Here is a 25,850-nt window from a genome sequence, read left to right on the forward strand (position 1 = left end):
GGCACGTGCGACCCGGGGGTCATGGGGCAATGGCCGCATAGGATTGCCTGATCCTCTCAGGGAAGAAGCACGCCATGCTGAATCGTCTCGCTGCGGCCATCGACCGGCACTGTGCGGGACCGGGTTCGGACACCGCCATCCCGCGGCTGTCCCTGATCGCGGTCGACGAACCCGTCGAGTCCACCGGCCATCTGTACGAGCCGATGATCTGCTTCGTCGCCGGCGGCGCGAAACGCACCACCGCAGGAGATCTCAGCGAGGTCGCCCACGCCGGCGAGATGCTCCTCACCACGATCGACCTGCCCGTCGCCGTCGACCTGGAGGAACTGCCCTACCGGTCGGCCGTGATGCACCTCGACGGCCAGGCGCTCGCCGACCTGCTCGTCGAACTGGACGAGACCGGCCCGGCCGTTCCGTCGCCCGCGGCAGGGCAGGTCAAAGCGCCGATGCCACCGGAACTCCTCGACGCGGCCACCCGCTGGGTCGAACTCCTCGACACCCCTGAGGACATCGGTCCCCTCGCACCCCGGATCGAGAGCGAGATCCTCTACCGGCTGCTGCGCGGCCCTTTCGGCGCCATCCTGCGTCAGGGGACGCTGGCCGACTCGACCACGAGCCGGGTGCGGCAGGTCACGCGATGGATCTGCGAGCACTACAACGAGCCGCTCAGCATCGACGCGATCGCCGCCGTTGCGCAGATGAGCCCCGCCAGCCTGTACCGCCACTTCAAAGCGGCAACGGGCATGAGCCCGCTCAAATACCAGAAACACCTACGGCTCCAGGAAGCCCGACGCCGCCTGGCCGTCGGCGACGCCACCGTCACCCAGATCGCCCGAGCAGTCGGATACACCAGCCCCACCCAGTTCAACCGCGAATACCGCAGCACCTACGGCCTCCCACCCGGACAGGACGCAACCCGCCTGCGCACCCGACCCACCCGCACCACCACCCGACTGTGAACCTCGCCCCGAGAGCCGTCCCCTTCCCCTCATCAGCGCGCCCAGGCGTTCATCTTCTGGATTTTCGCCGTTCGCTACGGGGACCCCTCGGCCCGCTGCCCTGACGGTGGTTCAGGATGGTCGTCGGCTGTGGAAGACCTGGCCGTAGAGCCTCGTCACGGAGATCCGCACGACCATCCGGCCGTGTTCGATCATCTTGCGGTCGAAGGCGGGCCGCTCCTCCCCCGCTTCGAGGGCGGAGTGCACCGCGTGGAGTTCGTCGATCGCTGCATCGCCGGGGGTGGTCGCGATGGCGGTGGTGGCCGTCCCTTGGGCGACGGCGAAGTTGAAGAAGTCCTCGCCGGGCACGTGCAGGACCGCGCGGGGGTCGCGTAGCAGGTTGCGGCCCTTGACGCGCCGGGTGGTCGTGGAGACGCGGATGGTTCGGGCCTCGGGGTCGGCGACGTAGTACACGTTCGACAGCTGGGGCGTCCCGTCCTGGCCGACCGTCGCCAGGATCCCTTCGCGGCGGGCCGCCACGATCTTCCACAGATCGGCCTGCGCGGGAGGCTTCATGACGACCTCCTTGGGAGGGCTCCGGTGGGCCGGAGGAGGACGGGACGGTTCGCCATGGGGTTCCTTTCGTTGAGGCGGGTCACGCGGAGGACCAGCGTGCGGGGGCCGGGGTCTCCTGCAGGAGCGGGCGGAGGTAGGAGAGGTCCTCCTTGTCTCGAGTGCCTTGGAGGTAGCCCTGCTCGAGGAAGAAGGAGGACTGCAGGACGGAGGCGTCGGCGGTGAACATGACCTCGACGGTCGAGCGCCGCACGGCGATGCGCCACTGGCCGTCGCGCCGCTCCAGGCGGTCGAGGTAGCGGCCGCTGATGAACTGCGCGGTGCGTCCGTTCTTGCTCAGCAGGACGACGATGGCGTAGCTGTCGCAGTGCGCGACATCGCCGTCGATCTCGCAGGCGTGGGTGGTGATGTTGTGGGTGTGGACCTGGGAGGTGGCCTCGTGTGCGGCGTTGGCCCAGGCGGCGTAATCGGTGCCGGTGTTGGTCGCCAGGCCGTGCTCGTCGGTGGCGTCGGGGTGGTAGGCGCCGGTGATCAGGCCGACGTCGTGGCGGTCGCAGCCGCGCGCGTGGCGGGTGATGCAGTCGAGGATCTCGGTGCGGTCCTTCAGATGGCGCACATCCTGCCGCAGCTCCTGCAGGTCGTGGTCGGCGGCCATCAGGCGACCATCTCTTCACCGGCCAGGGTGGTGCGGTGCATCAGGCGCAGGGAGGTGGGTTCGAAGGGGGTGGCGCGGTGCAGCATCCCGGTGTTGTCCCAGATCACCAGGTCGCCCGGCTGCCAGCGGTGGCGCAGCACCCGCTCGGGACGGGTCGCCCGTTCCAGCAGGCCTTCGAGCAGCGCCCGCCCCTGCTCGGAGTCCATCCCGACCACATCGCCCGCGGTGGCGCCCAGCAGCAGCGACTTGCGGCCGGTGCGGCGGGTCCACACCAGCGGGTGGATCTTGGCGGGCACCTTCTCCCAGGCGGCGCGCTCCCGCTCCGAGGCATCGGGGACGGCCCGCGCCTGGGCGTTGGCGAAGCTGTGCACCACGCGCAGAGCCTCCAGCTCGGCCTTCTCGGCCTCGGGCAGCTCCTGGTAGGCCAGGTAGGTGTTGACGAACTCGGTGTCACCGCCGGCGGGGTCCACTTCGCGGGCGGTGAGCAGGGTGGCCTTCTGCGGGAGCTCGTCGGTGGCGCCGTCGATGTGCCACAGGAAGTTGCCCTTCCGGTAGCGGGCCAGCACGGTGTTGGTCTTGGCCGGGTCCAGGGTGATCGTGGCGATCTCCGGCAGGCGGTGCTCGCCGGTCCTGGCCGAGACCACCTCGCCCAGCAGGCGGCTGAGCGCCACCAGGTCCTCGTCGCTGATGTCGAGCCCGCGGTAGACCACGACGCCGTGCTCGTCCAGCGCCGCCCGGACCTTTTCGGCGGCCCGGGGATCGACCAGCTGCCCGCCGGACGCGCCGGTGACCTCGAGGCCGAACGGTTCGAGCGGGGTGAAGGTGACGGCCATCTCGCCTCCTCAGATGTTGGTGTTGTGTACAAGAACACCGCATCTAAATGGCGAGAGTCAAGTTCTCTTCCTTGTAGACGGCGATATGCTGAAGTACGGACCAGCGGCCTGGACGACAGACAGGGAGGCACCCGGGATGACCTCGCCCCGACCGCGGCGCCGCGCCGGATCCGCGGGTTCCAGGACCCGGGCGGTGATCCTGCGCAGCACCGAGCGGATCATGCTGGAACAGGGTTACGCGGCGATCACCTATCGCAGCGTCGCCACGGAGGCGGGGGTGACACCCGGGCTGGTCCAGTACTACTTCCCCGCCATCGGGGAGTTGTTCGTCGCCGTGCTGCGCGCCGGCACCGACAGGATCGTCGAGCGGATGGCCCGGCTGCCGGAGGCCGAGCAGCCCCTCAGAGCCATATGGGACTACGCCGGCGACAGGACCGGCACCGCGCTCCTCATGGAGTTCATGGCGCTGGCCAACCACCGCAAGGAGCTGGGACCCGTCATCGGCGAGGGCGGCGAACGCGTCCGGCGGGCGCAATCGGAGGCCCTCACCCGGGCCTGGAGCCGCTACGGGCTCTCGCAGGACGACCTGCCGCCCGCCGCCCTGCTCTTCCTCATGTCCTGCATCCCGCGAATGATGCACCTGGAGGAGTCGTTCGGCACCTTCACCGGCCACGCCGAGACCGTCGCCCTCGTGGAGCGCTTCCTCGACCAGGTCGAGCCGCGAACCGAACGACAGGCCCTGCCCGGAGGAGATCTCAAGTCTTGATCCAGGAGCCCGGACAGGCCTGCGGCGATGGCGAGAGAGGAGGCTCCCCTCGCCATCGCCGCCGGGTTTCAGGGAAGGGCGGTCATCATGGCGGCGACGCGGGCCATGGCACCGGGGACGTCGGCGTCGGGACCGGGTTCCATCTGCCACCTGGCGATCTGGAGTGAGGTGTCCACGACGGTGCGGATGCGGTCGATGCGGCGGTCTCGGAACTCGTCGAACAGCTTCTGGTCGGCGGTTCCGCTCTCCAGGAGCAGTTCGGCCAGGACGGAGGCGTCTTCCAGGCACTGGGCGGCGCCCTGGGCGAGGGTGGGCGGGCAGGCGTGGAGGGCGTCCCCGAGCAGGAGGACGTTGCCGCGGTTCCAGGGTCCGTCGACCAGGAGCCACTCGAAGTGGGTGTAGTTGATCGGCGCGTCGTCGGTGATGGTCGGCTTGATCTCCTCCCAGGCGCCGCCGTAGGGCCGGGCGAGTTCGCGCATCATCGCGGCGAGGCGTTCACGGGGGATGACGGCCTGGTCGGTGACCTTGTCGACGAGGTAGGCGTAGATGGAGTCCTCGCCGGTGGGGCAGTACCCGGCGATGTAGCACGGGCCTCCGTACATGAGCTCGGTGCGCCGGACCCGGGCGGGGCGCGGGACGTGGGCGCGCCACGCGCCCATGCCGACCGGCTGCGGCCGGGTGTCGATGCCGATCATTTCGCGGACGGAGGAGCGGATGCCGTCGGCGCCGATGACGAGGTCGTACTCACCGGTGGTGCCGTCGTCGAAGGCGACGGGGTCGACGGAGGTCACGGTGCGGCCGAGCATGAGCTCGGCGCCGGCGTTCTCCGCCGCTTCGACGAGGACGGAGCACAGGGCGGGCCGGTACATGCCCAGGGACGCGGGAAGGTCCGGTCCGCCGGACTTGATGTCCTGGCTTTCGAAGAGCAGCTCTCCGGTGGGGGTCTGGATGCCGACGGAGTCGAAGGCGTACCCCTCGGCTTCGACCCGCGGCCAGACGCCGAGGTCGCGCAGGACGCGCAGGGCGTTGCCCTGCAGGGTGATGCCGGAGCCCAGGGCGGTCCAGGTGGGTTTGAGTTCGGCCAGCTCGACGTCGACGCCCGCGCGTGCGAGCAGGATCGCCAGGCTGGTCCCGGCGATGCCGCCGCCGACGATGAGAACCTTCATGATGCCTCGCTGTGGGGTGGTCTGGGGGGATGGGCGGTAGGTCAGGCGGGGACGCAGCGGTTGTGCTGGGCGCCGATGCCGTCGATCGCGGCTTCCAGGACGTCTCCGGGCCGAAGGAAGCGCTTCCAGTGGCCGCCGTTGCCCTTGGGGCTTCCGGTGAGGACGAGGTCGCCGGGCAGCAGCCGTACGGAGGCCGACGCCTCGGCGACCAGGCGGGCCACGTCGAAGATCATGTCGTCGGCGGTCTCGTCCTGCATGGTCTGCCCGTTGAGCTTCAGGGTCAGGTGCAGGCGGGACGGGTCGGGCACGAACCGCGCGGGGACGATGAACGGGCCGGTGGGCAGGAACGTCGGCTGGTTCTTGGCGCGCAGCCAGTCCCCTCCGAGGGCCCGGTGCTCGGGAGGGAACTGCCAGTCCCGTGCGCTGATGTCGTTGCACACCGTGTATCCGGCGACGTGCTCCAAGGCCTGCTCGGGCGTCACGTGCCGGGCGGGGCGCCCGATGACGACGGCGAGTTCGGCCTCCCAGTCGGGCTGGGTGGCGCCCTCGGGAAGGAGGATGTCGTCGTGGGCTCCGCACATCGCCGACGGCAGGCCGATGAACAGGAAGGGCCTGCCTTCGCTGAAGGCCTTGAGCTGCTGCTCCGCTGCCGCCCGCGCCGCGGCGTCGTCGCCGCCCGCGGCCCGCGCCTGGGCGGTGGCCATCTCCAGCAGGTGGGCGCGGTAGTTCGCGCCCGCCTGGATGATGTGGCGCGGGGCGACCGGCGGGAGGACGCGCAGGTCCCTCAGGTCGAACCCGTCGGTGTCACGGGTGCTCTGGGCCAGCTCTTCGAGCCGCGGGAGGTTCTCCTGCCACTGCTCCAGGATGCCGCGTACTGTGACGGGACCGTCCATGAGTCCGACGTCCGAAAGGGGCAGGACCCGGTCGTCCACCACGAGGCCGGCGAAGGGGCCGCCGGAGGAGCGGGTGAAGGTGCCGAGCGCGAAGCGCCGCGTGGTGGCGGGAGTGTCGCTCACCCGGTTCTCCTTCCTCAGCGCTTGTAGGGGCGGACGGTCTCGTTGGGCTGCATGACGAAGTGGTGCCCCCACATCTCGGGCCGCTTGCCCTTGCGGACGTCGATGAACCGCGGGGAGTGCGCCTCGCCCTCGGGGATGGGCAGGCCGTCCCAGCCGTACTCGATGAAGAACCCGGAGGGGTTGCGGATGTAGAAGGAGACGGTCTGGTCGCCGATGTGGCGGCCGAGCCTCATCTGCAGGTCGGGGTTCTGGTCGCCGCCCAGGACGTCGTAGTAGGCGTAGCCGACGTCGTCGAGGGAGTTGCACTCCAGGTAGACGTGGTGGAGGCCGAGCATGTCCTCCATCTGCAGGAAGGCGATGCTGTGGTGGCGGGGGTTGGAGCGCAGGAACCACATGTCGCCCAGCGGCGGGTTCAGGCGGATGATGTCGGTGGTCTGGAAGCCCAGGACCTCGGTGTGCCACTCCGAGGCCTCCTTGGCGTCGGGCACGACGAACACCACGTGGCCCAGGCCCTGGTCTCCGGTGACGAAGCCCTGGTGGGGGCGGGGCGGGTCCCAGTCGCGGTAGCCGCTGGACTGGTAGCAGAACGCCTCGTACGGCTGGCCGTACAGGTCGGTGAACGTCACCAGTTCCTGGACGCCGCGCGCTTCGCAGAGTTCCCGGCCGGCCCGCCGCGGGGCGGCGCCGGCCTTCTCCAGCCGGTCGGTCAGGGAGTCGAGGTCGCGGTGGTTGAGCACCTCCCACCCCACGTAGGCGAGTCTGTGCTCCGGGCCGGGGTGGATGGACAGGCGGTAGTCGGCGTCGTCGATTTTGACGCGGACGGCGCCGTCGTCGCCGTCCGGACCGAGCATGCACGCGAAGGTCTCCGGCGCCCAGGTGCGCCATTCGGCGTGGTCCGGTGATTCGACTCCGACATATCCGAGTTTTGCGATCTCCGTCATGAGAGAACTCCTTCTGCTGAGTGTCTGCGAAATCTAGACACGCAGAGTGCATTTCCGGAAATCAATGTCACAGATATGTGCTATTACGCCGACCCGGGAGGCCTAGAGGTCGAGAACGAGTTCGGGGGTTCGCGAGCGCGACACGCAGGTCAGGATCACGTTGTTCGCAGCGCGCTGCCCGGTGTCGAGCAGGCCGTCACGATGGTCGGGAACACCGCGAAGGACCCTGACCGCGCACGCTCCGCAGAAGCCCGCTCCGCAGGAGACGGGCACCTCGACTCCCATGGCGCGGAGCCCCTCGTTCAGTGACGTGCCTGCCGGGACCGAGAACGACAACTTCGAGCGCGCCAGGACCAGATCCACCGCCGGGGAGTCGCCGCCCGCTCCGGCAGGGGGCTCGAAACTCTCCCGGAACAGGCGGACACCGGGCCGGTCGGCGAGCACGCGATCGATCGCGGCGACGAACGGTTCAGGACCGCACGTGTACACCGCGCATCCGTCCCGCACATCGTGCAGGACGGATGCGATGTCCTCGCGTTCCCGCGCGACCGTGACGGCGTGCCTGAGGTCCGCCAGCTCCCGCCAGTCGGCGACCTGCCGGGCGTCGTGCCCGAAAAGGGCCAGCGACCAGGGCCGGCGGGCCGCGTCGGCCAGGCGTGCCAAGGGGATCAGCGGCGCGACTCCCGCGCCGCCCGCGACGAACGTGTACCTGCCGGCCCCGGCCAGCGTGAGGCCCGGGAGGACTCCCAGGTATCCGATCCGGTCGCCGGCCCGCAGCCGGTCGTGGACGTGGTCCGACCCTCCCCTGGAGGCGCCGTGCCTGCGCACGAGGACCAGCCAGCGGCCGCGGTCCTCAGTGCGCCCGCACAGGGAGTAGGGGCGGACGAGCCCTTCGGCGAGCACCAGGTTCACATGGCTGCCGGCCGCCCATCGCGGCAGCGGCCGCCCGTCCGGGTCCCGCAGGCCGACGGCGACGAGGGAAGGGCTGAGGAAGGTCTTGTCCGCCACGACGAGCGACCCCCCTGGGCCGCCCGGTCTGCGCGCGGGGGGGCGGGTGCGCCCGTAGGGGGATCGCCACCCGTGTGCCGGAAGAGGGGAAGGTTCGGAGGTCATGCCTGGAAGGTAATGAGCGCGGCATCGCCCCCGCCGGAGTGGATCATGTGCGGACGCGATACCAGTTATGAAATGCGCATTTTCCGCACCGCGATATCGGGGGTTGTATCGCACGTCACACTTGCCGGTAGTGTCGAGTGGCCGGGCACCACCCCATGCCCGGAGATTTTCGAGGAAAGCGGCGCCGCATGGAACTGGGTAGATTCGATCTCAACCTGCTGGTCGTATTGGACGCGCTGCTGCGGGAGAAGAACGTCACCCAGGCCGCCAAACGGCTGCACCTGTCCCAGCCGGGAGTCAGCACGGCCCTGTCGCGGCTGCGCAAGATGCTGGACGACCCCCTGCTGGTCCGGCAGGGACGGCACCTCGCCCTCACGCCGCGAGCGGAGGCGCTCATCGGGCCGGTCCGCGAGACGCTGGCGACCATCGAGCAGAGCATTCTGCAGTCGCCCGGATTCGATCCCGAAAGCGACACCCGGACCTTCTCCATCCTGGCCAGCGACTATGTCGGGATCGCCCTCCTGCGGCCGCTGCTGGCCCGCATCGGCGACCAGGCCGCGCGCGTGCGCATCGACATGAGCGCGCTCACCGCCGGGTGGCTCGACCAGGTCAAGCGCGACGAGGTGGACCTCGCGATCGTCCCGGACCGGATGGTCACCGGGAGCGACCTCGAATCGCTCTCGAGCACGCGGCTGATCGAGGACCGCTTCGTCGCCGTCGTCTGGAAGGAGCACCCGGCCGCCGCCCAGGGCCGGCTGACGGCCGCCGACCTCGGCCGCTGGCCCTACCTGGCCTTCGCCCCGCCCCAGGGAACGAGCCTGGTCGAGGACGGGCTGAACGAACTGGGCATCAGCCGCTCCGTGGAGGCCACGGGGTCGAACTTCGCCTCCCTGGCGTTCATGCTTCCGGACACCATGATGATCACTTTCCTTCCGGAGCGGCTCGCCGCCAGGGTGGCGCCCGCCGCGCAGGTCGTCGTCGTCCAGCCGGACTTCCGGTTGCGGCCGCTCACCCAGTCCGCCTTCTGGCATCCGCGACGCGACCGGGACGGCGGCCATGTGTGGCTGAGGCGGGAACTGCTGGCCACCTCGCAGGCGGAGTTCGCCGACCCGGATGCCCCGGCGTGAGCGGCCGGCCTGGCCGGAGCGCCGGGTAGGACGGCGCAGGCCCGCGTGTCAGCCACGCGGGCCTGTCGTGCCCTCGGGGTTCAGGCGAAGCGGGACAGCTCCCGGCCGCCGGCGTAGCCGGCCTTGCCGCCCAGCGCGGACTCCAGCCGGATGAGCCGGTTCCACTTGGCCGTACGCTCCGAGCGCATGGTCGACCCGACCTTGATCTGACCGGTGCGCCACCCCACGGCCAGGTCGGCCAGCCACGTGTCCTCGGTCTCGCCGGAGCGAGCCGACAGCACGGTGGTGTAACGGGCGGAGTGCGCGCGGCGGACCACGTCGAGCGCGTCGGACAGCGTGCCGGCCTGGTTGGGCTTCACGAGCACCGCGTTGGCGGCGCGGGCGGTGATGCCGTCCTCCAGGCGGTCCAGGCTCGTCACGAAGAAGTCGTCGCCCAGCAACTGCACGTGCTGTCCGGACCTCGCCGAACCGAGCACGCGGGTGGCCTCGGGCCAGCCCTCCCAGTCGTCCTCGGCGAGCGCGTCCTCCAGGGAGACGATCGGGAACTCCGCACACCACTGCGCCAGTTCCGCGATCAGCTCCGCCGACGTCAGCCGCCGCTGCTCGGCGGCCAGCACGTAGTGGCCGTCCCGGTCGAAGAACTGCGTCGCGGCGATGTCGATGGCGATGCCCACCCCGCGGCCGTCCCCGCCGTCGAGTGCCAGCCCGGCCCGCTCGATGCCGCGGCACAGCACCTCCAGGGCGGTCCGGTTGGCGGGCAGGACCGGCCCCAGTCCTCCTTCGTCGGCGACCAGCGCCACCGGCAGCCCCCGCTCGGCCAGGACCTGCGCGGTCCCCTCGCGTACGCGCGACGCCCACTCGATCGCCTCGGCGAAGGAACCGGCGCCCAGCGGGACGACGAGGAAGTCCTGAACGTCGATCGAGCGGCCCGCGTGGGCCCCGCCGGAGATGATGTTGACCATCGGCACGGGCAGCAGCGGGGCCTCGCCCTCGCGACCGGCCATCGCGGCGGCGTGCTCCCACAGCTCCCGTCCCCTGCTGCGGGCCGCGGCGACGGCGGCGGCGACGGACACCGACAAGATCGCGTTCGCGCCCAGCCGGCCGAGTCCGGCGGTCCCGTCGAGTTCGCGCATCCGCCGGTCGAGGGCCGCCTGGTCGGCGGCGTCCCGGCAGCGGACCGCGCGGGCGATCTCGCCCTCGACGTTGGCGACCGCCTTGAGGACGCCGTTGCCCGCGTAGCGGCCCGCGTCCCCGTCGCGCAGTTCCCGTGCCTCGTGCGTACCGGTCGACGCGCCGGAGGGGACGGTGGCGTCGCCGCGGCTGCCGTCGGCCAGGACGACCTCGCAGCCGACCGTGGGCTTGCCGCGCGAATCCAGGGCCTGCCAGGCGTGCAGGGTCGAGATGGCGGTATCGGACGTCATTTGATCAACTCCCAGGCGTTCAGGACGCCGTTCATCTGGTCGTTCCGGTGGTCGTCGACGAGCAGCGCCCTGCCCAGGTCCCTGGTGCGCGGCCTTTGGGGCCCGGTGAGGTAGGGGGCGGGGCTCTTGCCGTCGACTCTGGCGATCAGCAGGCATCCGACCTGCCGCATCAGGTGCCCGCCGTCGAGGGTGAGCGTGTCCTTCACCTGCCGGGTGTAGGACTCGAGGAAGGCCGCGGCCAGGCCGCGGTAGAGGTCCGCGCGACGGGGGGCGTGGACGCTCTTGAGCAGAAGGTGGCTGAGCATGAACGCCGGGTCGAAGGCCGCGTCGCCGATGTGGGCGACCTCCCAGTCGAGCACCCACATGCGGCCGCCGGAGGCCAGCACGTTCTTGGGGCTGAGGTCGCCGTGGACCAGGCAGTCGCGCGCCGCGTACATCGTGTCGACGGTCCTGGTGACGATGGGAGCGAGGTCCGGGTGGGCCGCGGCGACCTCGCGGTGGAAGGGGTCGGTGCGCAGCTGCGCGAAGACCTTCCGGTCCTCGAAGCCGGAGAGGCGTGACCGCTCCGTGGCGGTCCGGGTCTGCCAGACGCCCAGGGCGTGTCCCAGCGCTCGGGCGACTTCGGCGTCCACCACGCCCGCCAGCAGGTCGTCCCGCCAGTTCGTCCAGCTCTCGGGCGCGCGCTCGATCACCAGGTAGCCGCCGTCGAAGTCCAGGACGGCGGGTACCGCCTCCGGTGTCTCGGCGTGGGCGAAGCGCAGTGCCCTGGCCTCGATGCCGATCCGCGCGACGTCGGCCTGCCACGGTCTGGCGACCCGGAGAACGGGCAGCGCGCGTTTGACGACGACGTCGACCCCGGGCCCGGAGACGGCGAACACGTCATTGGAGACCCCGCCGGTGAGCGGAACCGCTTTCGTGCGGTCCGGAACGGTGACCAGTCCTCGCGCTGTCAGATGGCCGAGGAGCGCCTGGACTTCGCCCGATGGCTGGGAGCTCATGGTGTTTCCTTCATACGCAGGGCCGGGGTGCGGAAGACCTCGGGATTGACCACGGTCGGCGGACGCCTTCCCCGCAGCACCGCGGCGACGTTCCGCGCGGCCTTCTCGGCGAGTTCGGCCGTCGACCCGTCGGAGTAGAACCCGACGTGGGGGTGATCACCGCCAAGGGGTGGGTGCGCAGGGGGTGTCCGGCCGGGAGCGGCTCAGGGTCGGTGACATCCAGGCCGGCGCCCGCGATGATCCCTGTGTCCAGCGCCTGAACCAGTGCTTCGGTGTCCACCAGCCCGCCGCGGGAGGTGTTGACGAGGTAGGCGCTGCTCTTCATCGCGGCCAGTTCGCGGGCGCCGATGAGGCCCCGGGTCTGCGGGGTCAGCGGGCAGTGCAGGGAGACGACGTCGGCTTCGGCGAGCCCCTCTGCGAGGCCGCCGACCACGCGAACGCCTTCGGGCAGGTCGCCGGAGCCCCGTCCGCTGCGCAGCGCCAGCACCTCCATTCCGAGCGCCTGCACCCGCGTGACCACGCGCCGGGCGATGCCGCCCAGACCGACGAGCAGGACCTTCTTGCCGCGCAGCCGCACGGGCATCCCGCCCGCCCGGTTGTCCCAGCCATCGGTCCGCACGTCGGTGGACAGCGGGCCCAGGCGGCGGGCGAGCGCCAGGATCAGCAGCAGCGTGGTGTCGGCGACCTCGTCGCCGCAGAAATCCGGGACGTTCGTCACGACCATGCCGAGCGCGGTGGCGTGAGCGACGTCGATGTTGTCCAGGCCGACGCCGTACCGGCCTATGGTGACGCACCGCTTCGCCTCGTCCAGGACCGATGCGTCGACGGTCTTCCAGCACGTCAGAATCGCATCCGCCGCGGGGGCGAGTTCGCGGAGTTCTTCTCTCTCGCCTGTGCGCGCCACCAGAAGTTCGGCATCGAGGACGCTTCGCTCGACCTCCAGGTCCGGCCATGCGTAATCGGTGACCAGGACGGTCGGTTTCATGAAACCAGCCTTTCTGCGAACAGCGGAGACGGCGTTCGACGGGCCGAGACCGACCCCCGTCGCCTCCTCGTGGCTTGGAACGCACCCATCCCACCACCAGCGGTGCCGTCACCGGAAATATGCAGTGGCGATCGCTGGCATTCGCACGGCGAATGCACTGCAGAAAAGAGTGTCTTGGCTTTCGGATTTCCATCGCAGATATGTGGTATCAGGAGTGCGGATTGCCGCGTGAGAAGAGCCTGCGGGCATGGTGGCGAGATTCGGTCCCGCCTGCGCGGTCGTCGTGCCGGGTGGACGCCCACAGCACGAGCCCGAGGCAGCTGAACGAGGCGCCCAGCGCGCATACGGCGCCCCAGCCGGCCACCGTGTAGAGGGAGGTCGCGGCGATGGCGCCGGTGGCGCTGCCGATCGAGTAGAAGACCATGTATCCACCGATCAGACGGCTGCCCGCGTCCGGGTGCAGCGCGTAGATCAGGGTCTGGTTGGTGACGTGGACCGCCTGCACGGCGAGGTCGAGAAGGACCACCCCGACGACCAGGGCCCAGAGCGAGCTGCGGGTGAAGGCCAAGGGCAACCAGGAGGCGGTCAGCAGTGCCAGGGCGATGCCCGTGGTCTGCCTGGAGAGTCCGCGGTCGTTCAGGCGGCCCGTCACGGTCGCGGCCAGGGCTCCTGCGACGCCGATCAGCCCCAGCGCCCCGATCGTGCTGTGGGACAGGAAGTACGGGGCCTCGCTGAGCGGCAGCGCGACACTGCTCCACAGGGTGCTGAAAGCCGCGAAGACCAGCAGGCCGAACAGGGCCCGGAGCCGCAGCGTCCGCTCCCGTGCGAACAGGGTGATCGTGGAGCGCAGGAGCCGCCCGTAGTGCAGCGTCGCCGGCGGAGCGTCATGGTGGCGCGGCAGCACCCGGTACAGGACCAGGGCGAGCAGAGCGGTGAGCGACGCCGAGGCGAGGTAGACGGAGCGCCAGCCCGCGAGGTCGGCCATCAGGCCGGACACGGTGCGGGCGAGCAGGATCCCGATGACCACGCCGCTGGTGACCAGGCCGACGACCCGTCCGCGTCCTGCGGGAGGGGCCAGCGACGCCGCGAAGGCCACCAGCGTCTGCGTGACGACCGCGAGAAGACCCATCGCGGCCATGCCCGCGAGCAGGACCGCCGCCGTGTGGGCGACGGCCACCACGGCCAGCGCCAGCACCAGGAGCAGCAACTGGGCCACGACGAGCCGTCTGCGGTCGACCATGTCGCCCAGCGGCACGAGGAAGAAGAGTCCCATCCCGTATCCGACATGCGTGAGAGTGACCACGCCGCCGACGAGTGCCGGGCTCATGGCGAGATCCTGGCCCATGGTCACCAGGAGCGGCTGGGAGAAGTAGACGTTGGCCACCGCGGCTCCGCAGGCGACGGCGAACAGTATGACGACGCCACGGGACAGGACGAACGCGGAACCTCCCCCGCTTCGGGCCTCGGCCCGTCGTGTCGCGGCCTCACCGTTGTCGAGCATCGGCACTCCCCCGCCTATCTGGTTTCAACTTGCTACCGATGGCAACCGTAGCCGTACTGGTAGCATGTTGCAACCGTTGTGAGAGTGGGGGAAGCCATGGTGTCCAGGACGCGCTTCGACGACGACGAATGCCCCGTCGCCCGGTCGGTGGACGCGATCGGCGACTGGTGGTCCCTGCTGATCGTGCGGGACGCCTTCGACGGAAGCCGGCGCTTCGGGGAGTTCCAGCGCAGCCTCGGCGTGGCCAAGAACATCCTCACCGCGCGCCTGCGCGCCCTGGTCGCCGGCGGCGTCCTCGAGTCCGTCCCCGCCTCGGACGGCAGCGCCTACCGCGAGTACGTGCTGACCCCGAAGGGCAAGGCGCTCTTCCCCGTCATCGTGGCCCTGCGGCAGTGGGGCGAACAGAACTTCTTCACCCCCGGCGAACCGCACTCACAGCTGGTCGACCGCCGGCAGGGGCAGCGCCTCCGCCCCCTGGAGGTGCTGTCCGCGGACGGCCGACGGCTGGACCCCGAAGACACCACCGTCCACAAGCTCTCCCCCGGGTGATCCGAGCCGGAGCTTTGGCACCGCGCGGACGGGCGGCTCCTCAGGCGCAGGTGCTCCTACGCGCGACGGCGCGATCCGGGCCCCAGACGAGCGGGACGGCGCCTGCGGTGCCGAGCACCAGTTCCGTCCGCGGGGGCGGGCCCGCGCGCCACACCGAAGCCGGTGCCGTTCCAGGCCTCGGTGGCGGCCGAGCCGCATCCCTGGACGAGCAGGAGGGCGCCGAGGATCCAGCGGGCGCTTCGTCGAAGCGTCGACCGGGCCTACGGCTCTGTCGGTTTGCGGGCGAGGAGGCGGCCGTGCCGGAACCTCTCGCCTTCGCTCGGCTCGCGGCGCAGCCGGGCGATCTCCATGAGTCCGGCCTTGGCGGCCAGGTCCGCGACGTGGTCGATGGAGAGCCGGTAGGCGAGGGAGACCTTGTGGTCGAACGGTTCGGCCGGGTGCGGGTCGTCGTCGGTCGCGAAGAACCCGAGGAGCAGGTGGCCGCCCGGTTCCAGCGTCCTTGCGAACTCCGCGAAGATCACCGGGAGGTCCCGCGGGGGCGTGTGGATGATGGAGTACCAGGAGAGAACATCGCCCAGCGTCCCGTCCTCGATGTCCAGCGCGAGCATCGATCCCTCGTCGAACCGCAGGTCCGGGTACTCCCGGCGGGCCAGCTCGATCATCGCCGGTGACGCGTCGACGCCGAAGGCGCTCACGCCGAGGGAGGCCAGGCGCGCCGTGACGCCGCCGGGACCGCATCCGAGGTCGGCGACCGGCCCGGCGCCCGCGGCCCGTACGGACTCCGCGAACGCGTCGACCAGGGCGCGGTCCAGCGGAAGACCTTCGGTCGAGTCGCGGAACAGCTCGGCGTAACGGGTGGCGACGGCGTCGTAGGCCGCCCGGGTGGCGTCCAGGGAGGAAGTCTCGATCATGGCTGACGACCCTAGCCCGCACGGCCCGGCGCCCCGTCCGTGCTCGTGCGGTGGCCTGATTCTAACTATAGACCGAGTGTATAGACGTGGTGTATACACTCAGGCATGAGTGTTCCTCTTGCGCTGCTCGGCCTGCTGGAGCGGGAGCCGAGCCATGGTTACGACCTGAAACGCGACTACGACACGTACTTCGGGCGGGGTAAGCCGCTGTCGACCTCGCAGGTGTACTCGACGCTGGGCCGGCTCGCCCGTGACGGGAAGGTGGTCGCCGGGGATCCGGAGCCGGGGGCCGGGCCCGACCGCAAGCGCTACGTCATCACCGAGCTCGGCGTGACCGAGGTCGAGACGTGGCTGGCCGAGCCGGCCGAGGCCGAGCCGCACCTGCAGACGGTGCTGTTCACCAAGGTCGTGCTGGCGCTGATGCTGGGGCGGGACGCGGCCGCCTACCTCGACGCCCAGCGAGCCGCCCACCTGCAGCGAATGCGGGAGCTGACCGAGATCAAGCGGTCCGGCCCGCTCGTTGACAAGCTGCTCGCCGACCACGCCATGTTCCATCTGGAGGCCGATCTGCGCTGGATCGACCTGACCGAGGCCCGCCTGGGCGCGCTGGCCTCGGAGGTCGGACGATGACGGAAACGGTGCTCGTCGAGGCGCGGGAGGCGACGTTGTCGTTCGGGCGGACGCCCGCGCTGCGCGGGGCGAGCCTGGCGGTGACCGCCGGCGAGATCCTCGCGATCATGGGGCCGAGCGGGTCGGGCAAGTCGACGCTGCTGCACTGCCTGGCCGGGATCCTCACACCGGACTCCGGGGAGATCCGGTTCGACGGGCGGCGGCTCGACACGCTGCGTGAGAGGGAACGCAGCGCACTGCGGCGGGAGCGGTTCGGGTTCGTCTTCCAGTCCGGTCAGCTCGTGCCCGAGCTGACCGCCGAGGAGAACGTCGCCATGCCGCTGCTGCTGGCCGGTGTCCGCCGGGCGCGGGCGCTGGCCGAGGCCCGCTCGTGGTTCGGCAGGCTCGGCCTGGACGGCCTGGAACGACGGCGGTCCGGAGAGCTGTCCGGCGGGCAGGCGCAGCGGATCGCGCTGGCCCGCGCCCTGGTCGCCCGGCCCGACGTGCTGTTCGCCGACGAGCCGACCGGGGCGCTGGACTCGCTGACCGGAGAACACGTCATGGACCTGCTGGTGACCGCCGCCCGCGACGGGGGCACCACCGTCGTCCTCGTCACCCACGAGGCCCGGGTGGCGGCGTGCGCGGACCGGGAGCTCGTCGTCCGCGACGGCAAGGTCACCACCCTGACCAGGACCGCGTCGTGATCCGGCTCGCGCTGCGGCTGGCGCTGGCCGGCGGCCGGGAGGCGGCGATCCGGCTCACCGTCATCGCCTCCGCGGTGGCGCTGGGGGCCGGCCTGCTCCTCGGCTGCCTGGCCGGCATCAACGCGACCGGAACCCAGAACGCCCGCAACGCCTGGCTCAACACCGAGGCGGGCCCGCCCGGGGCCACCGACCCGCTGTGGTGGCTGCTGCGGGCCGACACCTTCGACGGCCGGGCCATCGCCCGGGTGGACGTCGCGGCCACCGGGCCGGACTCGCCGGTCCCGCCCGGCCTCACGCGGCCACCTGGGCCTGGGGAGTACCACGTCTCACCGGCGCTCGGCGCGCTGCTCCGCACCGTCCCGGCGGCCCGGCTCGGCGACCGGTTCCCCGGGCGTCCGGCCGACACCCTCGGCCGTGCCGCGCTGCCCGGTCCGGACTCGCTGATCGTCGTCGTCGGGCGCAGCCCGGAACAGCTCGCCGAGGTCCACGGGGCCCGGCGCGTCACCGCGATCTCGACGAACTCGCCGAGCGGGTGCTCCGGCACCGACTGCACGGTCCGCGCCGGGATCAACGCCAACGGGATGGCCCTCGTCCTGGCGGTCGTGGCGGTCGCGCTGATCTTCCCGGTGCTGATCCTGATCGGGACGGCCACGCGGCTGTCGGCGGCGCGGCGCGAGCAGCGGTTCGCCGCGCTGCGGCTGGTCGGGGCGGGACCGGGGCAGATCTCGGTGATCGCGGCGGTCGAGTCGGCGGTCGCCTCGGCCATCGGTGTCGCGGCCGGGTTCGGGCTGTTCTTCCTGTGCCGTCCGCTGCTGGCCGAAGTTGATCTGACCGGAGCACGGTTCTTCGCCGACGACCTGGCCCTCGGGTGGCGGGACGTCCTGCTCGTCGCCGCCGGGGTACCGATCGGAGCCGCGGTCGCCTCCTGGATCTCGCTGCACCGGGTGCGGATCTCGCCGCTCGGCGTCGCCCGGCGGGTCACCCCCGAGCCGCCGCGCGCCTACCGGGTGATCCCGCTGGCCGCCGGGCTGGGTGAGCTGGCGTACTTCGTCGGCCGGGTGCCCCAGAGCACGAACGGGCAGGTGCTGGCCTACGCCTCCGGGATGCTGCTGGTGCTGGCCGGGCTCGTGATCGCCGGGCCGTGGCTGACGATGGTCGGCGCCCGGACCCTGGCCCGGCGCACCGGCCGGCCGGCCCTGCTCGTCGCGGGGCGCCGCCTGGCCGACGACCCCAAGGGCGGATTCCGTTCGGTCAGCGGGCTGGTGCTTGCGCTCTGCATCATGAGCGCGACCGTCGGAGTCATCACCGCGATGGTCGCCGAGCGTGGCCTGCCGGCACCGAGCGCCGCGGCCGGCGACGCCCTGGTCGCGGAACTCTCCGACGCGGAACCGCAAGGGTCGGCGCCCGCGCTCCCCGACGGGACCATGGCCGAACTCCAGGCGATACCCGGGGTCCGGGGAGTCGCCGCGATCCGCACCAACCCGCTCGGCACCGCCGACCCGGCCTGGGGTGACCCCGCCCTGCACGGGCCGCCGCAGCCGGCCGGCCTGGCGTCGTGCGCCCAGCTGGCCGCCATGCCGGTGTTCGGGACCTGCCGAGACGGTGCCGAGGCTGCTTCGGTCACCCCGGACTTCCAGTACTTCGGCGGTCGCGGCTTCGAGGACTGGCCCGGGACATGGCCCGCGGCGGCGATCTCCGCCGACCGGCTCCGGGAGCTTCCGGTCCAGCAGATCGTCGTGGCCACCGACGGATCGACCTCGGCGATCGAGAGGGCACGCACCGTTCTCGTGTCCGCCTTCCCCGGCACCCGCCCCTTCGCCACCATCGCCGAGGACCGGGACCGGTCGATGCGGGAACTGGCGGCCTTCCAGCACCTGGCCTCGATGATCCTGCTGCTCAGCTTCCCCATCGCCGGTTGCAGCCTGGCGGTGAGCGTGGTCGGCGGGCTCAACGACCGCAAACGCCCGTTCAGCCTGCTGCGCCTGACCGGCGTACCGCTCGGCGTGCTGCGCCGCACGGTGCTGCTCGAAAGCGCGGTCCCGCTGCTGGCCGTGGCCGCCGTCGCGATCGGCGCCGGGTTCCTGGCCGCCCACCTGTTCCTCAAGGCCCAGTTCGGCCACTCACTCCAACCGCCCGGCATCGGCTATCACCTGACCGTCGTCACGGGCCTGGTCGCCGCCCTGACCGTCATCGCCTCCACCCTCCCCCTCCTCAGCCGGATCACCGGCCCCGAGACCGCCCGCAACGAGTGACGCCGGGGCCCGGGTCACCGTCGCTGTTTCGCAGTGGCGGCAGGTAGTGGGATTTACCTGTCGCGTTAACGGGTCGCCTCTCCTGGGTACTGCGGGCAGGGTGTCGACAATGTGGGGAAGGCAGGTCGAGTTTCCCGTCGGCGACGGTGTTCTGGCGGGGTTGGATTTCGGCGGTCGGGGGGCGGGCGTGCTGCTGGTCCACGGCAGTGGTCATAACGCCGCGGTATGGACTGATGTGGCATCCCATCTGGTGGACCACTGCCACCCGGTGGCGGTGGACCTGCGTGGGCACGGGCACAGCCTGCTCGCGTCGAGCACGCCCGAGCGGTACTGGCGGGATCTCGGCGACGTCGTGGCGGCCTTGGGATGGGAGCGTCCCGTGCTGGTGGGTCATTCCACGGGCGGGTACGCGGTGACCGCGGCAGCCGCCGCCGGCCTGGTGGACGCGGCGGCGTTGTGCGTGGTCGACGGCTTGGTGCTCGACGACAGGGACACCGCGGCACTCTCCCAGGCTCAATGGCAGGGCCCGGACGCGGCCGAGCGGCTACGGGAGATGTTCCGTTACGGCTGGCGGGCCGACGAGCAGCAGATGCATGCATACGTCGAAGAATGCGTGGACGCGAGCGGGACCGACTGGCTCAACGCCGGAGCGCGCCCGGAACTGGTGCGTGAGGTCATGCGGCGCTCCTTCCTGCGTCGTGCGGACGGGCTCGGGGAGCGCCGTCCGACCATCGAGGAGATCGCCACCGTCAGCGCTCCCGACCCTCACGCGGCGATCTACCCGAGCGTGGATGTGTACGCGCATGTCGAGTGCCCGATCACGTACGTGCTGCCCGACCGCGGCTTCTACGCCCAGCGCCGCGCCGAGGTGCAGGCCTTGGCCGATGCCTCTCCGGACCGGGAACTGGTGGAGGTCGCGGCCAACCACAACGTGCCGATGACACGGCCCGCCGAGACGGCTGCGGTCATCGTCGAGCTGGTGCGCCGCCGCCCATGATCAGTCTTTGAATCGCTCACCCGGCTGTTTCGGGGTGTCGGTAAGGCTCGTGCAACCAGGTACAAGCGTTTGAGTAATCGCAGCTCAACAGCAGGCGCGCTGATCGAGCCTTCGGTGTTCGTGCTACTGCCGCCATGACCGTTCCCGGGCCTCGCCGATCGGGAAGACCGCGCTGCAGACGCCGCACTCGGCGTCGCCGAAGAGATGCCGCAGCCCCCAGGCAAGCCTTGGCTGCTCGTCGCGCACGGCGATGTCGTACAGATCCCGTTGAGGACCGCTCATCGCCTCTGGGTCGGCCGGTCGCAGGGGTACAGGTGCGTCGTCGCCGAGGTCCCAGTCGCGGATCGAGGAGTACTGGCCGTAGTCGCCCAGGACGATGTCGACCTCGGTCGCACAGGCCGGGCAGGGCACCGGGAAGCAGGTGTCGTCGAAGTCGAGCGCGGTCTCGCTGAGAGCAAGGAGTCCGTCCAGGGCGGCTTTGGCCGCGAAGTAGAGCAGGTAGGAGTCGGGTTTCGCCGACAGCCGTTGATCGGCTTGTTGGCTGAGTGCGGTGAGGAGTTCGGAGCGGTCGTCTGCCATGAGGTTCAGGGCTATGGCGCTGACGGTAATCGCTCCGGCGAGTTCTATCGCCTGGAGCGCCACTGCCTGGGCGGAGTCATTGCCGGCGAGGTCCGCAAGCGCGGGCAGTGCAGCGACGCCGGCCTCGCAGGTAGTCCCTTGATGCACCAGGTGCCCCCAGAACCCGTCCCAGGCATGCGCACTGCCTTCTGCAGCCGCGGCAAGGAGAACAGGTACATCCGTGGTCGGCTCGTTGCACATGTTCTGCAGTCGCGCCCAGTCGATCACCTGGTGAGTAAAGCAGACGAGGGGGAGCGATCACTCGACCCCAGGAACCGCCTCAGAAGCGGCATTGCGCCGATGGGCAGAGGAAAGAGCTCTTCACTGGTTCTCGGGACGCGCCCGATCTTGGGCAGCCAGTATTGATCCGGATTCGTAGGGTTTGTGGCGGCTTCTGGTGTCGCCCATGCGCGAGAGAGCCGGATGCGTCGTGGCGCGTGTGCTGGATGACGACGAGTTCCTCGGGAACTGGACGCTCGTCGGGGACGAGTTGGCGTTGCTGTCGAATCGGCGGCCGGCGACGAAGCTGGCCTTCGCGCTGATGCTGAGGTTCTACGCGTTGCGCGGCCGGTTCCCCCGGGGCCGGTACGAGCTGCCGGACCAAGTGGTCGACTACGTGGCCCGGCTGGTGAAGGTCCCGTTGGCGAGCTCGCGTCGTATGGGTGGGACGGCCGGACGAGCAAGGAGCACCGCAAGGAGGTCCGGAGGCATTTCGGGTTCCGTGAGTGCTCGATGGCCGATTCGGACAAGGCGGCAGACTGGCTGGCCGCGAACGTCTGCGACAAGGAGCGCCAGGCCGACCGGGTGCGGGCGGAGCTGCTGACGCACCTGCGAGAGGAGAAGGTCGAGCAGCCCGCGCCGGACCGGATCCGCCGGATCGTGGGGAAGGCGATCAGCCAGGAGGAGAAGGCCCAGACCGCCCTGATCGCGAGCAGGGTGCCGGCGGAGGCGGTGGCGCGGATGCTCGCGTTGATCGCACAGTCCGCCGACCCGGGCGCGGAGGAAGACCAGGCCGAAACCGAGGACGGCGCTCTGTTCGACGCCGAGGAGGTGACGGGCGTCGACCTCTTCGCCAAGATCCAGGAGGAGCCGGGGAACGTGAGCGTGAAGACGATCGAGAAGGAGGTGCTCAAGCTCCACTCGATCAGCTCTGTTCTGCCGGGGTCGGGAGATCACCGACACCCTGGTCGATCTGCTGATCACGACGGTGCATCGGATCAACGCCCGCGCGGAGACGAAGGTGACCAGCGACTTCGTAGCGGAGCTGAATCGGGTCTCGGGCAAGGAGAACATCCTGTTCAAGATGACCGAGGCCGCGCTGGAGGCGCCTGAATTTCGGGTCGAGGACGTCATCTATCCGGCGGTGCCGGGCGGGCACAAGACGCTGGTGTCGCTGCTGCACGAGTACCGGGCGAAGGGCACCTCCTACCGGCAGCACAAGCAGCGGGTCTTCAAGGCCTCCTACACCAACCACTACCGGACCGGCCTGATCCAGATCATCGAGGCGCTGGAGTTCGGGTCGACGAACACCGTGCACGCGCCGATGATGCAGGCCCTGGCACTGATCAAGCGGTACAAGTCGGAGAAGTCCAACCGGATCAATTGCTACGAGCTCGGTGAGGCCGTCCCGATCGACGGGATCGTCCCGCCGGAGCTGGTGGACCTGCTCTACCGGGCCGACAGCAGGCGCCGCCAGCGGATCCTGCGCAGCGTGTACGAGTGCGGGGTGTTCCAGTCCCTGCGGGAGAAGCTGCGGTGCAAGGAGATCTGGGTGAAGGGCGCCGAGAAGTGGCGCAACCCCGACGACGACCTGCCCCAGGACTACGAAGCGCGGCGGGCCGAGAACTACGCCAAACTCCGCAAGCCGCTGGACCCCAGGCAGTTCATCGACGACCTGCGCGATGAGCTCGACCACGAGTTGGGGCAGCTGAACGACGTGCTCGGCAACCAGAAGCTGCCCTGGCTGAAGATCTCCGAGCAAAAGACCGGCGCGGTCCAGCTGAGCCCGCTGGACGTGCTGCCCGAGCCGGTCAACCTGCGCCGATTGAAGGCTGCGATCCGGTCCAGGGCCATGTGGACCCCCAGCAGCTGTTCGAACGGCTGCTGCTGGTCATCTACGCCTACGGGACCGGGACGGGGATCCGCGCGGCGGCGGCCGGCGCCCACGACCACAGCGAGGACGACCTGCGGTACGTGCGGCGCCGCTACCTGAGCGTGGAGGCTGCCGTGAGGTCGCCCGGACGATCGCCAACGCCACATTCTCCGCGCGTCGCACCGCCCTGTGGGGCGAGGGCACGACCGCGGTCGCCTCGGACTCCACCCACTTCTCCGCCTACGACCAGAACATCTTCACCGAATGGCACTCCCGCTACCGGCGCGCCAAGCGCGGGGTCTTGATCTACTGGACGGTCGAGACGTCCGGGGCGATGGCCGTGCACAGCCAGCTGATCGGCTGTTCGGCCTCGGAGGTCCACGCGATGGTCGAGGGTGCGATGCGGCACGGCACCGACATGGAGATCGAGGCCAACTACGTCGACTCCCACGGTGCCAGCTTCGTCGGGTTCTGCATCACCAGGCTGCTGGACTTCGATCTGGTCGCCCGGTTCAAGCAGATCAACCGGATGAAGCTCTACGTGCCTGGCCGCGGCGACGAGTTCTCCTATCCGCTGCTCGGCCCGCCTCCACCGAGCGCTGCTGCGTCGGTTCACCAGCGAGACCACCCGCCCCGCCTACGCCGCCATGCTCGAAGTGGGCCGAGCCCGCGGGAGACCGAATTCGGGCTGAACGTGGTGGAGAACTACAACGGCGTCAACGACTACATCACCAACATGACCCCGTACGGAGAGATCCAACTCAACCTGACCAAGCGGCTGGCGCTCAGCACCATCGAGGCACCCGCGCCGACGGCCAAGAACTGAACCTCGACGGCCCGAGGTCAGGCTACGGACCAGGCGATCACCGGGTCGGCTTCCTCGGGCATGAGGATGACGAACTCGCCGGAGGGTTGCACGACCCGGGCGACACTGAGTCGACAGCCTGCCGCCAGTAGATCGCTCGCTGCCGCGGCGCCGTCGGTGAGACTATCGACGTTCGCGTAGACCGCCATTTTCTGTGCGGGCCCACTGATCCAGATGCGGATCTTGGCGCCGGCCAGCAAAGCCTCAAGCACGCGCCGCTGCAGAGGGCTGGCCGGGGCAGAGACGAGCTTGTCATGCAGGCGTTCTTGACCGCATGGCACGCTCGGTGCTTCCAAGGCGTGGCTCCTGCAGTCGGCGCAGGCCTGCGGACCGTCAGGTTCGAACAGGTGCATCCAGACCACGAGCTGGGCCTCAGGGATACCGCACAGGGTGGTGTGGTTGCCGCCGAGCGCGTGCTCCGTCCCGCGTGATCGTCGCTGTTCGGCGGCCCCGAACCTGGCGGGTTCCCGGGCGGAGGCGAACGACCATCCGTCAATGCTGTCCGTCATGGTCTCCCTCCGCTCGTCAGGCGGACCAGCGGACGGGATGTCCGGAGGGGTCTGTGGTGAGCCAGGATCCGTCTCCGAGAGGCTGAAGGTCATAAGCATGTTCGGCGTTGGACGCCAACTCCTCCTCGACCCTGCCTGCGGCCACGTTGATCCGGTAGTGGCGGAACCATTCCTCGCCGTCCTCGTCTTCGCCCACCAACGTGGCGACGGCGACGTCTGGGGAGAGGTAGCCGCCGCTCCACTCCAGGAACACCTCGTCCGGGTCGTGGCCGAAGTCCTCGATCTGCAGCGTCGCTGTCATCTCCCCGCTGGGGTAGGTGTGGAAGGCGACGTCGGCCTGGCCGTGATCGACCGTCATGAACTGCTGCCCGTCGGGCGCCAAGTCGATCAGGACCCGGTCCGCCCACGGATACCGGACGGGAGCCAGTCGACCATCGGACAGGGAGGCCCAGTAGATGACCGAGCCGTCCTGACCCTCGCCGATATCCAGGAGGACGTGCTCGTCGGTCGGGTGCCGGTACTGCTGGCCGCCGTGCCCGACGGTCTCCAGATCCGACCGAGCCAGGACCGCTCCATTCTCGGCGTCGAGCACGACCCACTGGTCCGGCAGATTGCGGCCGGCCATGGCATCGGGCCGATAGACCCAGACCGTGCGGCCGTTCAGCGACAGGACGCATCCTGGCCGGTGCCCGTGCAGCTGATCCGAGTGCGGCTCGAACACGGCCCTCCACCGCTCATCCCCGGAGCTCGTCACGCATACGACGCTGTTCAGTGTCGTATAGAAGACCCGACCAAGATCGACCGTCGCGGCGTGTTCAATGACGTCATCTCCAGGGCGCGGGGTGAAGACCGCAGCCGGCGACAGGGCGCCCGGAGAGGGAGAGGCTACATCGTAGGCGCAGATCTGTCCGTCAATGAGCCGCGTGATGATCTGTAGGGAGCGAGGGGGCTGGACCATTCCGGGAGGTTAGCGCCTTCATGAACCTTCAAGAAACCATCGTTTAATGAAGAGATCGCGATCGCGGGCGTCACCGGCCAGATCTCCCTCAAAACCCTCTTCAACAACCTCGTAGACCCTTTATTGAGGGAATCGGAGTCGTGACACCCCCTCCGGAGCTCCCCGACGATCTCCTCGAAGCCTTCCTCGCAGCCCGGTCTGAGATCCGCATCGGCTACGCTCGGGACTCGACCCGGGGCCAGAACCTCGAACGGCAGATCGACGCCCTCAAGGAGGCCGGCTGCCGCCGGATCTTCGCCGACAAGAAGTCCGGCAAGACCGCGCTGCGTCCCGAACTCCAGGCCTGTCATGCTTTCCTCGCCGAAGGCGACACCCTCGTCGTTCCGAGCCTCGACCGGTACGGCCGCACCATGAAAAACCTCATCACCATGGTCGCCGACCTCCAACGCCGCCAGATCGGCTTCACCTCCCTCCACGAGGAACTCGACACCACCACCCCCGGCGGACGGCTCATCTTCCACGTCTTCGCCGCCCTCGCCGAGTTCATCCGCGAACTCGTCGTCATCGGCACCCACGAAGACCTCGCCGCCACCCGAGCCCATGGCCGCACCGGCGGACGCCCCACCGTCGTCAACACCGAACTCCTCAAAGCCGCCCGCGACCTCCTCCCCGACCCCGAACGCTCCGTCACCTCCATCACCTCGGTTCGGGAACCATGAACCTCGACACCATCACCGCCCTCTGGGCAGACCA

At 70.0% G+C, this 25,850-nt stretch carries 25 protein-coding genes and 2 pseudogenes; 12 read left to right on the top strand and 15 right to left on the bottom strand.

Annotation, left to right across the window (positions count from 1 at the left end; translation table 11 throughout):
- Positions 1–74 precede the first annotated feature (74 nt).
- Positions 75–959 carry an AraC family transcriptional regulator gene (locus C2865_RS27310; protein ID WP_106401459.1) on the top strand — a complete coding sequence of 295 codons (885 nt, stop codon included), beginning with the start codon at positions 75–77 and terminating at the stop codon, positions 957–959.
- 111 nt (positions 960–1,070) lie between these two features.
- On the opposite strand, the gene C2865_RS27315 is transcribed toward C2865_RS27310, so the two are convergent.
- From C2865_RS27315 to C2865_RS27325, 3 genes are all read right to left on the bottom strand, one after another.
- Complete coding sequence (locus tag C2865_RS27315) at positions 1,071–1,514, bottom strand: TIGR03618 family F420-dependent PPOX class oxidoreductase (RefSeq protein WP_106401460.1); 444 nt, start codon at positions 1,512–1,514, stop codon at positions 1,071–1,073.
- 79 nt (positions 1,515–1,593) lie between these two features.
- Positions 1,594–2,166: a nuclear transport factor 2 family protein gene (locus C2865_RS27320; RefSeq protein ID WP_106401461.1), complete on the bottom strand. Its 573-nt coding sequence runs from the start codon at positions 2,164–2,166 to the stop codon at positions 1,594–1,596.
- A complete protein-coding gene (locus C2865_RS27325) occupies positions 2,166–2,999 on the bottom strand; it encodes a TauD/TfdA dioxygenase family protein (protein WP_106401462.1) in 834 nt (277 codons plus the stop codon). Before C2865_RS27325 ends, C2865_RS27320 begins: the two co-directional genes overlap by 1 nt.
- 136 nt (positions 3,000–3,135) lie before the next feature.
- On the opposite strand from C2865_RS27325, the gene C2865_RS27330 reads away from it, so the two are divergent.
- On the top strand, positions 3,136–3,765 hold the full coding sequence (locus C2865_RS27330; protein WP_106401463.1) for a TetR/AcrR family transcriptional regulator: 630 nt from the start codon (positions 3,136–3,138) through the stop codon (positions 3,763–3,765).
- 68 nt (positions 3,766–3,833) lie between these two features.
- Here C2865_RS27330 and C2865_RS27335 read toward each other — a convergent pair whose 3' ends face one another.
- From C2865_RS27335 to C2865_RS27350, 4 genes are all read right to left on the bottom strand, one after another.
- Complete coding sequence (locus C2865_RS27335) at positions 3,834–4,931, bottom strand: FAD-dependent monooxygenase (protein WP_106401464.1); 1,098 nt, start codon at positions 4,929–4,931, stop codon at positions 3,834–3,836.
- Between the two features lie 41 nt (positions 4,932–4,972).
- Positions 4,973–5,947: a fumarylacetoacetate hydrolase family protein gene (locus C2865_RS27340; RefSeq protein WP_106401465.1), complete on the bottom strand. Its 975-nt coding sequence runs from the start codon at positions 5,945–5,947 to the stop codon at positions 4,973–4,975.
- A gap of 14 nt (positions 5,948–5,961) precedes the next feature.
- Entirely contained in the window at positions 5,962–6,888 is a 927-nt protein-coding gene (locus C2865_RS27345) for a VOC family protein (RefSeq protein WP_106401466.1), read from the bottom strand.
- A gap of 102 nt (positions 6,889–6,990) precedes the next feature.
- On the bottom strand, positions 6,991–7,896 hold the full coding sequence (locus C2865_RS27350; protein ID WP_106401467.1) for a flavin reductase family protein: 906 nt from the start codon (positions 7,894–7,896) through the stop codon (positions 6,991–6,993).
- Positions 7,897–8,189: 293 nt separating this feature from the next.
- Between C2865_RS27350 and C2865_RS27355 the strand changes: the two genes are divergently transcribed.
- Positions 8,190–9,128 carry a LysR substrate-binding domain-containing protein gene (locus C2865_RS27355; protein ID WP_198653640.1) on the top strand — a complete coding sequence of 313 codons (939 nt, stop codon included), beginning with the start codon at positions 8,190–8,192 and terminating at the stop codon, positions 9,126–9,128.
- 80 nt (positions 9,129–9,208) lie between these two features.
- On the opposite strand, the gene eno is transcribed toward C2865_RS27355, so the two are convergent.
- The 4 genes from eno to C2865_RS27375 form a co-directional block, all read right to left on the bottom strand.
- Positions 9,209–10,549, bottom strand: coding sequence for a phosphopyruvate hydratase (gene eno / locus C2865_RS27360; protein ID WP_106401469.1), 1,341 nt, complete (start codon positions 10,547–10,549; stop codon positions 9,209–9,211).
- Positions 10,546–11,547 (bottom strand): phosphotransferase family protein, encoded by a 1,002-nt coding sequence (locus C2865_RS27365; protein ID WP_106401470.1) that lies wholly within the window; start codon positions 11,545–11,547, stop codon positions 10,546–10,548. Before C2865_RS27365 ends, eno begins: the two co-directional genes overlap by 4 nt.
- A 10-nt stretch (positions 11,548–11,557) precedes the next feature.
- Positions 11,558–12,532 carry a C-terminal binding protein gene (locus C2865_RS27370; protein ID WP_106401471.1) on the bottom strand — a complete coding sequence of 325 codons (975 nt, stop codon included), beginning with the start codon at positions 12,530–12,532 and terminating at the stop codon, positions 11,558–11,560.
- A gap of 208 nt (positions 12,533–12,740) precedes the next feature.
- Entirely contained in the window at positions 12,741–14,033 is a 1,293-nt protein-coding gene (locus C2865_RS27375) for an MFS transporter (RefSeq protein ID WP_198653641.1), read from the bottom strand.
- Between the two features lie 96 nt (positions 14,034–14,129).
- On the opposite strand from C2865_RS27375, the gene C2865_RS27380 reads away from it, so the two are divergent.
- Entirely contained in the window at positions 14,130–14,582 is a 453-nt protein-coding gene (locus C2865_RS27380; protein ID WP_106401472.1) for a winged helix-turn-helix transcriptional regulator, read from the top strand.
- A gap of 260 nt (positions 14,583–14,842) precedes the next feature.
- Here C2865_RS27380 and C2865_RS27385 read toward each other — a convergent pair whose 3' ends face one another.
- Positions 14,843–15,493 (bottom strand): class I SAM-dependent methyltransferase, encoded by a 651-nt coding sequence (locus tag C2865_RS27385; RefSeq protein WP_106401473.1) that lies wholly within the window; start codon positions 15,491–15,493, stop codon positions 14,843–14,845.
- Positions 15,494–15,598: 105 nt separating this feature from the next.
- Here C2865_RS27385 and C2865_RS27390 point away from each other — a divergent pair, with 105 nt between their 5' ends.
- From C2865_RS27390 to C2865_RS27405, 4 genes are all read left to right on the top strand, one after another.
- Positions 15,599–16,123: a PadR family transcriptional regulator gene (locus C2865_RS27390; RefSeq protein WP_106401474.1), complete on the top strand. Its 525-nt coding sequence runs from the start codon at positions 15,599–15,601 to the stop codon at positions 16,121–16,123.
- Positions 16,120–16,806, top strand: coding sequence for an ABC transporter ATP-binding protein (locus C2865_RS27395; protein WP_106401475.1), 687 nt, complete (start codon positions 16,120–16,122; stop codon positions 16,804–16,806). Before C2865_RS27390 ends, C2865_RS27395 begins: the two co-directional genes overlap by 4 nt.
- Positions 16,803–19,058 carry an ABC transporter permease gene (locus C2865_RS27400; RefSeq protein ID WP_106401476.1) on the top strand — a complete coding sequence of 752 codons (2,256 nt, stop codon included), beginning with the start codon at positions 16,803–16,805 and terminating at the stop codon, positions 19,056–19,058. Before C2865_RS27395 ends, C2865_RS27400 begins: the two co-directional genes overlap by 4 nt.
- 109 nt (positions 19,059–19,167) lie before the next feature.
- On the top strand, positions 19,168–20,055 hold the full coding sequence (locus tag C2865_RS27405) for an alpha/beta fold hydrolase (RefSeq protein WP_106401477.1): 888 nt from the start codon (positions 19,168–19,170) through the stop codon (positions 20,053–20,055).
- Between the two features lie 123 nt (positions 20,056–20,178).
- Here the strand turns inward: C2865_RS27405 and C2865_RS27410 are convergent, their stop codons facing one another.
- Complete coding sequence (locus C2865_RS27410; protein ID WP_106401478.1) at positions 20,179–20,901, bottom strand: hypothetical protein; 723 nt, start codon at positions 20,899–20,901, stop codon at positions 20,179–20,181.
- Positions 20,902–21,079: 178 nt separating this feature from the next.
- On the opposite strand from C2865_RS27410, the pseudogene C2865_RS41000 reads away from it, so the two are divergent.
- The 3 genes and pseudogenes from C2865_RS41000 (at position 21,080) to C2865_RS40245 (ending at position 23,591) form a co-directional block, all read left to right on the top strand.
- Positions 21,080–22,005, top strand: a pseudogene (locus tag C2865_RS41000) (DUF4158 domain-containing protein).
- Positions 21,914–22,885, top strand: coding sequence for a hypothetical protein (locus C2865_RS41005; RefSeq protein ID WP_232835837.1), 972 nt, complete (start codon positions 21,914–21,916; stop codon positions 22,883–22,885). Before C2865_RS41000 ends, C2865_RS41005 begins: the two are co-directional and overlap by 92 nt.
- Positions 22,813–23,591, top strand: a pseudogene (locus C2865_RS40245) (Tn3 family transposase). The gene C2865_RS41005 and the pseudogene C2865_RS40245 overlap by 73 nt, the downstream one beginning before the upstream one ends.
- A gap of 17 nt (positions 23,592–23,608) precedes the next feature.
- Here C2865_RS40245 and C2865_RS27430 read toward each other — a convergent pair.
- Both C2865_RS27430 and C2865_RS27435 read right to left on the bottom strand, forming a co-directional pair.
- The gene (locus tag C2865_RS27430; RefSeq protein ID WP_106401482.1) at positions 23,609–24,139 is read right to left on the bottom strand and encodes a hypothetical protein; all 531 of its coding nucleotides are present in this window, start codon (positions 24,137–24,139) and stop codon (positions 23,609–23,611) included.
- Positions 24,140–24,155: 16 nt separating this feature from the next.
- Complete coding sequence (locus tag C2865_RS27435) at positions 24,156–25,097, bottom strand: hypothetical protein (RefSeq protein WP_106401483.1); 942 nt, start codon at positions 25,095–25,097, stop codon at positions 24,156–24,158.
- A gap of 140 nt (positions 25,098–25,237) precedes the next feature.
- Between C2865_RS27435 and C2865_RS27440 the strand changes: the two genes are divergently transcribed.
- Positions 25,238–25,816, top strand: a complete 579-nt coding sequence (locus C2865_RS27440; protein ID WP_198653644.1) for a recombinase family protein — start codon at positions 25,238–25,240, stop codon at positions 25,814–25,816.
- Positions 25,817–25,850 lie beyond the last annotated feature (34 nt).

The organism is Actinocorallia populi, from assembly GCF_002995495.1.
Lineage (GTDB): Bacteria > Actinomycetota > Actinomycetes > Streptosporangiales > Streptosporangiaceae > Actinocorallia > Actinocorallia populi.